The organism is Annamia dubia NIES-4383 (assembly GCF_055394725.1).
Window position 1 is genome coordinate 3,452,988 of the sequence record NZ_AP025630.1, and the last position, 13,374, is coordinate 3,466,361.

A 13,374-nucleotide genomic window follows, 5' to 3' on the forward strand; every position below is an offset into this window, starting at 1 on the left:
TGACAATTTTTTTCTAAATTTTGTTGGACTATAATTGTCAATTGTCATATCATTTTTTAGTGTAAATATCATTAATATTTAAGATTTTTTATGAACACAAAAACAGACCAATATCTTTGTGAAAAAAACATCAATTTCCAAACACCTGACCATAATCAATTAACGATAAAAGTTTTTAGTCTTGCCTTAACACAACAAGAACAAGAGGTTACTGAATGTCGCTTAATTTTGATAGTTGATTTTAATCTTTATCAACAAATTGAACAGGCAAATTGGTTTAATCTTAGTCCCGAAGTTCGACATCCTATTTATGGTGGAGAATTAAATCCTCAAAAAAAAGTTGAAATAGAAGTAGCACTTCATCCTGAATTAATTCCTGAATTACTAGAGATTGTTAATAATGCCAAAGGTGGAGCTAATTTCCTTGAAGAATTAAGTCTTAATCAGACCATCTCTAGTCCTTTTTTACACACAGAAAATTGGTATGTATTTTATGTTAAACAAGTGTTAGAATTACCACCAGAGTTGGCACAAGAAGGCTCATCTTTGAAAGTTGGTTATAGTACAGATTATGCTCAACAGGCTCAAGAAGCAAGGGAAGAAAGAGAACAAGAATTATTAAAAACAGGAGTAGAAAATGACAATTCTTCTCATTATATGTTAGATTTAGCTATTAATTTCTTTCAAGAAAAAGGCTGGGATTTTACTCAATTAAAATTAGGAGAATCTGATATTTTGAAATTAGGGTTTCAAGGCACAACCTATCAATGGGATTGTTATTTGCAAACTAATGAAGAATATGATGAATGTAGTTTCTATTCTGTTTGTCCTGAAACAATTAGTCAGGATAAAATAGACGAGATTAATGAATTTATCACTAGGGCAAACTATGGACTACCCATCGGTAATTTTGAAATGAATTTAGATACGGGAGAAGTACGTTGTAAAACCAGCATTGATGTGGAAGGAAATATGTTAAATTTCCCATTATTAAATCGTTTGATTGAAGTTAATATTTGTCTTATGGAGCGTTATTTACCTGGTATTACCGCAATTTTAGACAAGAATATCAGTCCAGAAGATGCTATTTTATTAGTTGAATAAACTTTTAGTTATTTGTTAATAATTATAAGCTTAAGAAACATTGCCTTTAATTTTAGCAAAATCGGCGACTATTAAATTTACACTAGATCTTTTATCGAAATGTTTAAATTGATCTAAAATTTTCTCAAAATCATCATTTTATCAGTTAAAATTAAACATTAATTGGCTCTAATTTATTAGCTTGAGAGGTTCAAAATTTTGGCTTTGATTAAACTACCTTCAATTTTCTTGAACATTAACGATGAATCAATTTATAAATAAAAATAAAGATTTATTTGAATTACAACAACTTGAAACTCTTATCAAAAACGAGTTAGATCTTAGTTGTCAAATTTTACCTTGCAGTAGTTGTTAATATAGCACTCCTAAATTTTTAAATGTCAAGTCTAACCAAAAATCAATTTTATCAAGAAAATTTACACTTTCTCTTTCAAGAAGTTAATCGGATTCGTTCTATTTTAGAACAATCTCTTAATATTGAAAATTATCATAATACAAATTTACTTAATGGTAATATTCAAGATTCAAGATTAAATATTTTAACTCAAAAGTTTAATCTTTCTCGTTTTGAAAGGGATATTTTATTGTTATGTGTGGGGATAGAAATTGATCCCGATTTTAGTGAATTATGTGCTAAAATTAATGGTAATCCTAACAAAAATTATCCAACTTTATCTTTAGCTTTATCTTTATTTCCTAATCCTAGTTGGCAGGTAATTTCTCCTAGTTTTCCTTTACAAAAATGGGAATTGATTGAATTTTCTAGTCATTTAACTATTACTCAAGCACCCATTAAAATTGATAAAAGAATTTTGTGTTATCTCTTAGGTGAAAATGCTTTTGATGAAAAGTTAAATGGTTTAATTTTTCCTATTTCTCCTCATTTTCAACATACTTTTTTAGCCCCATCTCAATTAATTTTAATTGATCAATTAATTAAAATTTGGTCTAATTCTAATTTAATTAATTATCCTATTTTACAATTATGTGGGGCGGAAATTTCTTCTAAATATGCGATCGCCGCCCAAACTTGTCAAAAATTAGGGATTGATCTTAAAGTATTAAATGCTAATTTATTACCAAATGAGCCAAAGGAATTAAATCATTTTACCCAAAGATGGGAAAGGGAAGCAATTTTAAGTAATACGGTTTTATTATTAGATTGTGAGCAAATTAATCCAGAAAATAAATATCAAGAATTGGCTATTTCTCAATTTATTGAAAACTTAAATACTTTATTAATTATTAGTAGTTATAAACGCATTGCTACCCGTCAAAAAACTTTGATTAGTTTTGATATTCCTTCTCTATCCCATTATGAACAAAAATCACTCTGGGAAAGTCATTTGGGGGATTATTCTCAACAATTAAATGGACATTTATCCCATGTTGTGTCACAATTTAATTTAAGCCCTAATGCCATTGAATCTGCTTGTTTAACTATTAAAAGTGAGATTGAAAATGAGCAAGATTTACCTCAACAATTATGGTATTATTGTCGCACTCAGGCACGGCCAAAATTAGATGATCTTGCCCAATATATTGACTCATTTGCTAGTTGGGATGATTTAATTTTACCTGATAAACAAAAGCAAATTTTAAGGGAAATGGAGGCACATTTAAAATATAAGTCTAAAATTTATGAGGATTGGGGCTTTGGGAGTCGAGAAAAAAGAGGTTTAGGAGTTACCGCTTTATTTTCAGGTCAAAGTGGTACGGGTAAAACTATGGCCGCAGGGGTGATTGCTAAAACTTTAAATTTAGATTTATATAGAATTGATTTAAGTACAGTTGTGAGTAAATATATCGGAGAAACGGAGAAAAACCTAAGAAAAATTTTTGATGCGGCCGAGACGGGAGGCTGTATTTTACTGTTTGATGAAGCAGATGCTTTATTTGGTAAACGCACGGAAGTGAAGGATAGTCACGATCGCCATGCTAATGTGGAAGTAAGCTATTTATTACAAAGAATGGAAGCTTATCAAGGTTTAGCGATTTTAACTACTAATTTAAAAAGCTCATTAGATCAGGCATTTTTAAGAAGAATAAGATTTGTGATCCCCTTCCCCTTTCCCGATGAAGACTCCCGCAGTGAAATTTGGAAACGAGCTTTTCCCTCCAAAACACCCACCAAAGATTTAGATTTTTGGCGTTTAGGTGCGTTAAATGTGGCCGGAGGTAATATTAAAAATATTGCCATTAATGCGGCGGTATTAGCGGCGCAGGAGGATCAGCCTGTGCAGATGAAACATATATTAAAAGCAACTCAAGCCGAATATATCAAACTTGAGCGCACTTTAACAGATCGGGAGGTTTATGGTTGGGTGTAATTTTCTTGGAGTGGTTGAAATAATTTAAGTATTTTGTGATTTATCCCAAGCCAAGACGTATTAAACTTGTAATTGATCGATCCTGTCTGCAAGTCTGTTTCCTATAACCTGCTTATGTCCTCGATCGTGCATTCCTTTCAATCTTAATACTCCTGCTTTTGTTTTTAACAGTTGGACACATTGCTCCATGCCATTTCGGAAGTGTATAATGTAAGGTTTTAGTGCTTGTGGCGTAACATCTTGTATTCCACAAGCCGTAAATATATCTTGAACAGCACTAAATGCGTATCCTGAACGTGAACCTTTATTGATGACTTTATTTTGGCCAGGCCAATTATCTGCATCTATACGATTATTGGGGTCTAAATTGTCAATTGAGATCACATTATCTGTGCCTCTTGTAAAGTCAATGTTATCTGTATTAACTGTTCCATCCGATCTAAAGCGATCACCATTATTAGTAACTAAATCAAAAACAGCTTGTTTTCCCAAAGCTTCTAATCTGTTTGAGTTTTTGATCAGTGCTTCCAATCTATTTTGACCCCATTGCCCACCATGATGGGCTTGCTGAATTTTATCAGAAAGGTTTTGTCCCATCGCAACTTTCTCTACTTTTAGAAAAACATCATTGGGCAGAGGGTTGGCGGTAATTTGTTGTAGTGTTGGATTTCCTCTACCTCCTCCTTCCGCCATAGCTAAATGTCCTAGTAATCCTATCTCGGGAACAGTAAGAGGTTCTACATTGGGAATATTACCAAACACTTGAGTTGCTAACCATGTGACGTAGGCATGACGACTTTCAAACTGTTGCTTATTCTCACCGCCAATAGGAACCTCTAACTTAATTACAACACTATCATTATGAAACCCGTCAAGAATCCAGACCTTATTATGAACTTTGGTGACAGTTTGAATATCATGTATTTGTATAGGATTTCCTACTCCTAGCTGTCTTTGAATAATCTGATTTCCATTTTCTATATTCTCCACTTTATTTGCTTTCTGTGGCTCATGTTTTCGCTGAACGGAAACACTATTTTGTTGTACCACATGGGTTAATTCATGTGCCAATAATTCTTGTCCTTGTTGACTACTAGGATTATATTCACCCTGTTTCATAAAAATATGATTACCTGTAGTAAAAGCCTTCGCCTGAATTGATTGACTTAATTGATCGGCATTACTATCAGTATGAACTCTTACTCCACTGAAATCTGCTCCCATAGCTTGACCCATAGATCTTTGTAAATTAATATCTAAAGGCTGTCCGCCACCCTTAGCACTATTAATAGAAGATTCTAAATCGGTTGAGGCTTCTCCCCCTTGTACCGCCTCCCTACGTTGTAACATTGAGATTAATGGTTTTTTTTGTAATTGATTAACCCCTATTTTTCTTTGAATTGATACGGGATTAATTTCTAGTTTGGTTTGTAATTCTTCTTCATCGGTTTGACGTTGAATTTCTAGTTTAGGTTGTAATTCTTCTTCATCGGTTTGACGTTGAATCTCTGGTTTAGGTTGTAATTCTTCTTCATCGGTTTGACGTTGAATCTCTGATTTAGTTTGTAATTCTTCTTCATCGGTTTGACGTTGAATCTCTGATTTAGTTTGTAATTCTTCTTCCCCTTGCTCTTGACGTTGTACAGGGGCGGGAGTATTAATTTGTTGAACTACTTGAGACGCTACTTGATCCGCCTCTTGTTCATATTGATCATTAGGTTGTCCAATAGTTAATTTTGCCTGTATTCCTAAATTAGAAATTTGCTCAGGCGATGCTGTCACATTTTCCATAATATCCCTTGATTGAGGCTGTTTATAACCTGATAAATCTTGATTTTCTGACTCCCTTACATCTGTTTTTGCTTGAATGGGTGCATAGGAAAATTGAGCATTAGGATTTTCTTTCTTGGTATTGATTAAAGAGCGAGAGCTTGATTTGTTAAGGGTTAGGGAACTTTTAGCCATGATGAATTACCTCAATCTTTGTTTTAAAGATTTTTTAGATCAAAATCAAATAAGCAATATAGAATATTGTTACTCTTAAGTGAAAATTATAATCTCAAGATCAAGATTTAGTTATTAATTTTTGTTAATTAATTAAACTTTTTACTCTCAATTAGAGTATTCATTTTTACTTTTAAGAGTTATAAAAAAAATACTGAGTTATCAATATGGGTAATGTGATTGTAACTGATTTACCAAAAAATCAGATCGAGTCTCTTTTTCAAGGAATCCAATGGATTAAAGAATGTTTAGAAAGTAAATTAGAAGGGAATAATTTTCCGGCTGATCCTTTTTCCACAAAAACGGAAAATCTACCATTAAAAACTCTCTGTCAAAAATTTGGATTGTCTAATTTTGAAAGAAATATTTTACTTTTATGTGTAGGGATGTTACTCGATCCAACCTTCGCAGAATTATGTGCTAAAGTTCAAGGTAATCCTCAATTAAATTATCCTACATTTTCTTTAGCATTAAGGGCTTTACCTTCTGCTAATTTCTCAATTTTTTCTTCAGAAAGTCCTCTTAAAATATGGCAATTAATCGAAGTTTCTCAAGGTTTAACTCCCACCTCCGCACCAATTAAAATTGATGAAAGAATTTTCTGTTATTTATTAGGAGAAAATAGTTTTGATGAACTGTTAAAATGTTTTACTTATGATTTACCTGATAAAATCTTAGAAATTCCTCTGTCTTCTTCACAGGAAAAAATCGTAGAAGAAATGACAATTTCTTGGTTAAATGTTACTAATGAATATCCAATTTTACAATTATCTGGGTTTGATTCTCTTTCTAAATATCGTCTGGCTTGGGAAGTAACACAGCAATTAAATTGTCAATTAAAAGTTATGTCAGCATCACTGATTCCTAATGATTGTAGGGAAATGAATCATTTTAAACAGCGTTGGGAAAGGGAATCTTTGTTAAGTAATACTATTTTATTACTTGATTGTGATGAAATTTCGAGCAATGATCCAAAACAACTAATTTGTGTTAATCTTTTTATTGAAAATTTACTTACACCTGTGATTATTTCCACTGAAGAAAGAATCAAAAATAAACATCGTAGTGTAATTACTTGGGAAGTTCCTAATATTAGTTATCAAGAACAAAGATTAATCTGGGAAAATAATTTAAGTTCGATTAGTACGGAATTAAATGGAGAAATTAGTCAGCTTTCTTCTTTATTTAATTTAACGCCTAATTTAATTCAAACTGCTTGTAATCATGTTAAAAAATATTATTTTCAACAAGAAAAAAATCAAGTTAATCCTCTGGAAATACAAGCACAATTATGGCATTTTTGTCGCACCCAATCACGCCCTAAATTAGAAGATTTAGCTCAAAGAATTGATGATCATGCTAGTTGGAATGATTTGATTTTACCTGATAAACAAAAGCAAATTTTAAGGGAAATGGAAGCACATTTAAAATATAAGGCTAAAGTTTATCAAGATTGGGGCTTTGGGAGTCGAGAAAAAAGAGGTTTAGGAGTTACTGCTTTATTCGCTGGGGCAAGTGGCACGGGTAAAACCATGGCCGCTGGTGTAATCGCTAAGACTTTAAATTTAGATTTATATAGAATTGATTTAAGTACAGTTGTGAGTAAATATATCGGAGAAACGGAGAAAAACCTCAGAAAAATTTTTGATGCGGCGGAGACGGGGGGCTGTATTTTACTATTTGATGAGGCTGATGCTTTATTTGGTAAACGCACGGAAGTGAAGGATAGTCACGATCGCCACGCTAATGTGGAAGTAAGTTATTTATTACAAAGAATGGAGGCTTATCAAGGTTTAGCTATTTTAACTACTAATTTAAAAAGCTCATTAGATCAGGCATTTTTAAGAAGAATCAGATTTGTGATTAATTTTCCTTTTCCTGATGAAAAATCCCGCAGTGAAATTTGGCAAAGGAGTTTTCCCTCTCAAACGCCCACCCATGACTTAGATTTTTGGAAATTAGGATTTTTAAATGTGGCCGGAGGTAATATTAAAAATATTGCGATTAATGCGGCGGTATTAGCGGCACAGGAGGATCAGCCTATACGGATGAAACATATTTTAAAGGCAACTCAAGCTGAATATGTTAAATTAGAAAGAACTTTAACTGCTCAAGAAATTAATGGTTGGGTTTAATTTTCTTAACCCAACCTAGAAGGTTTATGATAATGAAGAAAAAGCCATTTTAACATATCTCGACTGTCAACCGATCGGATCATCAAGAATTATTGATTAAAGTTAAATTTACTCTGATAAAATCTTTATTTTCGGTAAAATATCTAATGAATGTGGATCTATTATTTTATCTAAATTACAAAGATGATAATTAACTGTCATTTTATCTTAATACAAATAACCATCAATAGGAAAGATCGGGATGAAATTCTGGAAAAATAGTTTCACGGCTCAAATTATAGGCATATTTGTTTTATTATCACTGATCATCTTAATGTTAATCAGTGGGATGTCTTTTGTGTTTATTAAAAATTTGAGTCAACAGATCAATTTTAATTATTTTAATTATGAGCAATTTTTCCAGATTTGGTTAAAAAATCAAGGTTTTTTATTGATCTTAGGTTTAATTTTAATCGGGATCAGTGTTATTTTTATATCTCAAATTTTTAAAAAGTTTAATCAGCAAATTGTTAATCTTGCTCAAATAATGGATAATGTAGCTCAAGGTAAATTGGAAACAAAAGCTATTATTTCTGATAATGAGTTAGGCATTATTGCTGAAAAAATTAATTTAATTATTAAAGAAATTAAATTTTTAAATAGTGATTTTGATAATACGATGACTCAATTAGAATTAGCTGAAATTTCAGCGATCGAAAGTTATAAACAATTACAGGAAGAAAAAGAAAAAGTTGAACAAACCACTAAACAATTAGAATATGCGAATCAAGAAATTAATTTATTAAATGAAAAATTAAAAACGGAAAATATTGGTTTAAATGCAGAAGTAAAAGAAATAAATGATCGTTTAAATCAATTTTTAGAAGCTGTGCCTGTTGGTATTATTGTTTTGGATAAGGAAGGTAATACTTATTATACTAATTATAAAGCTCAACAATTATTAGGAAAAACTTTGAGCAAAAATCATCAAGGGATCATTATGACGGAAACTTATCCTATTCATATTTGTACTGATCATCAAAAATGTTCACTCGATCAACAATTGGGTATTCAAGCTTTAAAAACAGGTAAACCTTATACTAGCAGTATTTTAGAAATTCATACATCTTTAAGGGTAATTCCTATTGAAAGTTGGGAAACTCCAATTTTTAATCAACAGGGAGAAATTACTTATGCGATCGTTGCTTTTCAGGATATTACGGAAAGAAAAAAAGCGGAAGCTGAAAAGTTAGAATTTACGGAAAAATTGCTCCGTTTAAATGAAGCTAATGAAAGATTTGTACCGAGAGAATTTTTACAATTGTTACATAAAGAAAGTATTTTAGATGTACAATTAGGGGATAATATTCAACAGGAAATGACGGTTTTATTCACCGATATTCGTGGTTTTACTACCCTAAGTGAGAAGATGTCTCCTGAAGATAATTTTAAATTTATTAATGCTTTTTTATCAAGGATGGCACCCGCTATTAGTGCCAATCATGGCTTTATTGATAAGTATATTGGTGATGCTATAATGGCTTTATTTAGTCGTAGTGCAGATGATGCAGTTAAGGCCGCAATTGAAATGTTAGAAAAACTAAATCGCTATAATTTAACTCGTCAACGTCCCGATCGTCCGCCTTTAAATATTGGCATTGGTATTAATACTGGATCTATGATGTTGGGAACAGTAGGAGGGATCAAAAGAATGGAGGGGACAGTGATTAGTGATTCGGTAAATTTAGCTTCTCGTTTAGAAAGATTAACCAAAAAATATCAGGCTTCTTTATTAATTTCCCATCATACTTTTGGCAGATTAGAGCATACAAATGAATATGATTTTAGATTAATTGATCGAGTGCAAGTAAGGGGTAAATCTACTCAAGTTAGTGTTTATGAAATATTTAATAGTGATGAAGCTAATTTAAGACAAGGAAAGTTAAAAACTAAAGCAATTTTTGAACAAGCTTTATGTTATTATCATAACCAATCTATTGATCAAGCTCAAAAATTATTCCATGAATGTTTAACAATTAGTCCTGATGATCCCGTAAGTAAAATTTATTTAACTCGCTGTAATAATTTTGAAAATTCTCCCGATTCTTTAAATGAAGAATTATTTTAATTTAGTTATTCCCTATTTGTGAAGTTAATTAATTTTTATTTATGTTTAGATTTTCTTTAAATTTATTTTTTCTAATAATTTTGATTTTAATTAATAGTTTAACTTTTTCTGTTAATTTAAAAACTTTAGCCCAACCAACTAATATTAAATCTGAAAATTCTTGCCCAACGGATTTAGAAACTTTAATCAATCAATTATTAATTGATTTACCCGATTATGCAAATCGAGTTATTCAAAGATCCCGCCGTTTAAATTTGCCAATCGATCGTTATTCTACTGTCATTATCGCAGGAAAACCAGATTTTGAGCCTTTAGAATTATTTAATTATGAATATACTCATTTATCCTCTCAACAACCTCAACAAGTTTTTTTTACCACTTTAGAAAGGAGTTATCTGAGCGATCGCCTTGTGGAAACTCAAACTTTTCACTGGTTATTTTTAACCCAAACTATTTACGGTTGGGAAACAGTAATGATCTATTCTCAAACTGCCTCTACGTCTGCTGATGCGGTCATTTCCCCACCTTGGGAAAGTAGTAACGGTGCGATCGCTCAAGGTATTAAACTCTGGCTCAGAGATTGTAACGCTAGAGACTTAAGGGGTGACAAATAAGTAAAAAGGTTGCCTTCAACAATTGACAATTACTTCTCCCTAAAATGAGGGGATTAAAGTATAATTTAAAAGTTTGAAAAGTCGGAGATTTTACAATCCCCGATTTTTGAGATTCAAAATAAATGATTAATTTTTACCCTTTACTTTTAACTCTTTTACTGCCATTGAGTATGGAAAAATTCACCTCTATTTTTATCAATTCTTTCATAAGTATGCGCCCCAAAATAATCCCTTTGTGCTTGGGTTAAATTTTGTGGTAAACTTGCACTTCTATAACTATCAAAATAGTCTAAAGATGCACTAAAAGCAGGGGCAGGAATGCCACATTTATTCGCCGTAATTAATACTTCTCGCCATGCTTGTTGACGATCTAAAATTGACTGTTTAAACTCAGGTGCTAATAATAAATTTGGTAAGTTTGGATTATCATTAAAAGCTGATTTAATCTTATCAAGAAAACCTGCTCGAATAATACAGCCACCTTTCCAAATGCGCGCGATTTCTCCTAAGTTTAAATTATAATTAAATTCATCGGAAGCTCTCTTTAATAAAGCCATTCCTTGAGCATAAGAACACATTTTAGAACAGTATAAAGCATCACGCACTTGATTAATAAATACCTTAATATCACCTGTAAAATTACTGGTAATACCAACTAACTCTTGAGAGGCACAAACACGCTCAGTTTTATATGAGGACATCGCCCTCGCATTAACGGCGGCGTAAATGGTAGGAATGGGAACGCCAATTTCTAAGGAATTAATCACCGTCCAGCTACCTGTTCCCTTTTGTCCGGCGGAATCTACAATTAATTCAACTAAAGGTTGATTAGTTTCCTCATCTATTTTTTTGAAAATATCGGCGGTAATTTCGATTAAAAATGAGTTTAATTCATCTGATTGATTCCATTCAGAAAAAATTTCATGTAATTGTTGAGCATTTAAACCCCCAATATCACGGAGTAAATGGTAGGCTTCCGCAATTAACTGCATATCCCCGTATTCAATGCCATTATGTACCATTTTGACATAATGACCCGCGCCCCGAGGCCCAATATATGTTACACAAGCTCCATCATCCACTTGAGCGGCGATTTTAGTTAAAATGGGTTCTAACTCACGATAGGCCGTTTCCGTGCCTCCTGGCATCAAAGAAGGCCCATTTAAAGCCCCTTCTTCGCCACCACTAACACCCATGCCCACAAAACCTAAACCTGTGGATTCTAGTTCAATTGTACGCCGTTCCGTATCTTGATAGAGGGAGTTACCGCCATCAATGATCATGTCACCTTCTTCTAAGAGGGGCTTAAGTTCTTGAATAACGCCATCTACAGGGCTTCCGGCTTTCACCATCACCAAAATTTTACGAGGGCGATCTAAGGCTTCAACAAATTCTTTGAGGGTGTAGGCGGCTTTAACATCCTTACCCACAGCCCTTGTTTGCATAAAAGTTTCAGTTTTACTAGCACTACGATTATATACCGCAATGGGAAAACCCCGACTTTCTACGTTGAGGGCAAGATTTTCACCCATTACCGCCAAACCGATTACACCAAAAGTTCTTTTTGTCATATTTATCCTTAATAGACTGCTAGATATTAGAATGAATTATAAAAGGTTTTTTCTTTTGATCTTGTGAGGATATCTTGATTTTTAATTTTACAATAGAAAAAAAATGTTTTATTAAAAATCCCCTTCTCCTTGTGGGAGAGGGGCAAGGGGTTAAGGCTTTAACCTGCAACTTCTAAGCCAAAAACACGGTTAAAAGTTTTTTCCACTTTATAACCTGAGTCTATTGATTCTAAGGGATCTTTACGCAAACGGTGACGTAAACATAAAGTCATTACCCTACGAATATCATCTACTGTTACCTCGGTGCGCCCTTCATAGGCGGCGATCGCCTTGGCCGCACGGTTAGTTACAATATCTCCTCTCAATCCATCTACATTTAACTCTGAACAAACTTCGGAAATTTTAACTCTCAATTCATAATCAATAGTAGTCTGAGGTAATAAATTTTGAGCTTGAACTAATTTATTTTGTAATTCATCTTGTTGAGCCTGATGTTGTGAGCAAAAAACTGGAGGATTTTGGTCAAATTCTGCTCTTTGTTCTACAATTTGCACTCTTAAATCAGGCTCTTTAACTGTACGGATTTCAGCGTGCATTCCGAAACGATCTAGTAATTGAGGACGTAATTCTCCTTCTTCTGGGTTGCCCGATCCCACTAAGACAAAACGGGCAGGGTGACGGATCGAGATACCTTCCCTTTCCACCGTATTCCAACCACTGGCGGCCGAGTCTAATAAGACATCCACAAGGTGATCATCAAGTAGGTTAACCTCATCTACATATAAAATGCCTCGGTTAGCTTTAGCTAATAAACCAGCCTCAAAAGCCTTCACACCCTCAGAAAGTGCTTTTTCAATATCAATCGTACCGCAAACCCGATCCTCTGTAGCTCCTAAGGGAAGATCGATCATTTGTACTTTCTTTTTGACAATATTCAGAGGCAGATTTTGTTCAACTTTTTCTTTAACTTGATCGCCCATCAGATCGGGATCGTTAGGGGAGCTATTAAAGGGATCTCCCTCTACCACATCAATCTCCGGTAATAAATCGGCTAAAGCCCTGATGGTAGTTGATTTTCCCGTACCTCGATCGCCCATGATCATCACACCGCCGATCTTAGGATCAATCACATTTAATAAAAGGGCGAGTTTCATTTCTTCCTGCCCTACGATCGCCGTAAAAGGAAAAACGAGACGGCGGGTATTAGGTGCGGTTAAAGTAGCTGTCATAAAAATTTAATTTAATCTTTCAATTTTAAAGAACGTCTTTTATTGTCTCATAAACCGCCCAGAATTGATCTATTGATAATTAATAATGGATAATGGATAATTGACAGTCAATAATTGTTAATTAATCATGGATAATTAATAATTAATTGTTATTTTTAACCTGCTCTGATTCTTACTAAGAATTGATCAATTTTAACTATTTTTAAGGCAAAAGTAGGGTGGGTAATGCCCACCTACAAATAATCTTTAGAAAAATAAAACGCCTAAACCCTAAAGGGTT

Annotated in this window: 8 protein-coding genes; 5 read left to right on the plus strand and 3 right to left on the minus strand. The window is 33.1% G+C overall.

What is annotated here, in order from left to right; translation table 11 throughout:
- Positions 1-90 precede the first annotated feature (90 nt).
- Positions 91-1,104, plus strand: coding sequence for a type III secretion system chaperone family protein (locus Anndu_RS15460; protein WP_464102043.1), 1,014 nt, complete (start codon positions 91-93; stop codon positions 1,102-1,104).
- Positions 1,105-1,481: 377 nt separating this feature from the next.
- Positions 1,482-3,434: an ATP-binding protein gene (locus Anndu_RS15465; RefSeq protein WP_464102044.1), complete on the plus strand. Its 1,953-nt coding sequence runs from the start codon at positions 1,482-1,484 to the stop codon at positions 3,432-3,434.
- A gap of 60 nt (positions 3,435-3,494) precedes the next feature.
- On the opposite strand, the gene Anndu_RS15470 is transcribed toward Anndu_RS15465, so the two are convergent.
- Positions 3,495-5,399: an eCIS core domain-containing protein gene (locus Anndu_RS15470; protein WP_464102045.1), complete on the minus strand. Its 1,905-nt coding sequence runs from the start codon at positions 5,397-5,399 to the stop codon at positions 3,495-3,497.
- 206 nt (positions 5,400-5,605) lie between these two features.
- Here Anndu_RS15470 and Anndu_RS15475 point away from each other — a divergent pair, with 206 nt between their 5' ends.
- From Anndu_RS15475 to Anndu_RS15485, 3 genes are all read left to right on the plus strand, one after another.
- Positions 5,606-7,573 carry an ATP-binding protein gene (locus tag Anndu_RS15475; RefSeq protein ID WP_464102046.1) on the plus strand — a complete coding sequence of 656 codons (1,968 nt, stop codon included), beginning with the start codon at positions 5,606-5,608 and terminating at the stop codon, positions 7,571-7,573.
- A gap of 241 nt (positions 7,574-7,814) precedes the next feature.
- Positions 7,815-9,680: an adenylate/guanylate cyclase domain-containing protein gene (locus Anndu_RS15480; RefSeq protein ID WP_464102047.1), complete on the plus strand. Its 1,866-nt coding sequence runs from the start codon at positions 7,815-7,817 to the stop codon at positions 9,678-9,680.
- 41 nt (positions 9,681-9,721) lie between these two features.
- Positions 9,722-10,294, plus strand: coding sequence for a hypothetical protein (locus Anndu_RS15485; protein ID WP_464102048.1), 573 nt, complete (start codon positions 9,722-9,724; stop codon positions 10,292-10,294).
- A gap of 155 nt (positions 10,295-10,449) precedes the next feature.
- On the opposite strand, the gene gnd is transcribed toward Anndu_RS15485, so the two are convergent.
- Positions 10,450-11,865, minus strand: coding sequence for a decarboxylating NADP(+)-dependent phosphogluconate dehydrogenase (gene gnd / locus Anndu_RS15490; RefSeq protein ID WP_464102049.1), 1,416 nt, complete (start codon positions 11,863-11,865; stop codon positions 10,450-10,452).
- A 158-nt stretch (positions 11,866-12,023) separates the two neighbouring features.
- Positions 12,024-13,094 carry a magnesium chelatase ATPase subunit I gene (bchI, locus tag Anndu_RS15495; RefSeq protein WP_464102050.1) on the minus strand — a complete coding sequence of 357 codons (1,071 nt, stop codon included), beginning with the start codon at positions 13,092-13,094 and terminating at the stop codon, positions 12,024-12,026.
- Positions 13,095-13,374: the final 280 nt, after the last annotated feature.

Excerpts from the sequence above, each read along its gene's own strand:
- Anndu_RS15460 (WP_464102043.1), top strand. The coding sequence starts at position 91 with ATGAACACAAAAACAGACCAATATCTTTGTGAAAAAAACATCAATTTC.
- Anndu_RS15465 (WP_464102044.1), top strand. The coding sequence starts at position 1,482 with ATGTCAAGTCTAACCAAAAATCAATTTTATCAAGAAAATTTACACTTT.
- Anndu_RS15470 (WP_464102045.1), bottom strand. The coding sequence starts at position 5,399 with ATGGCTAAAAGTTCCCTAACCCTTAACAAATCAAGCTCTCGCTCTTTA.
- Anndu_RS15475 (WP_464102046.1), top strand. The coding sequence starts at position 5,606 with ATGGGTAATGTGATTGTAACTGATTTACCAAAAAATCAGATCGAGTCT.
- Anndu_RS15480 (WP_464102047.1), top strand. The coding sequence starts at position 7,815 with ATGAAATTCTGGAAAAATAGTTTCACGGCTCAAATTATAGGCATATTT.
- Anndu_RS15485 (WP_464102048.1), top strand. The coding sequence starts at position 9,722 with ATGTTTAGATTTTCTTTAAATTTATTTTTTCTAATAATTTTGATTTTA.
- gnd (WP_464102049.1), bottom strand. The coding sequence starts at position 11,865 with ATGACAAAAAGAACTTTTGGTGTAATCGGTTTGGCGGTAATGGGTGAA.
- bchI (WP_464102050.1), bottom strand. The coding sequence starts at position 13,094 with ATGACAGCTACTTTAACCGCACCTAATACCCGCCGTCTCGTTTTTCCT.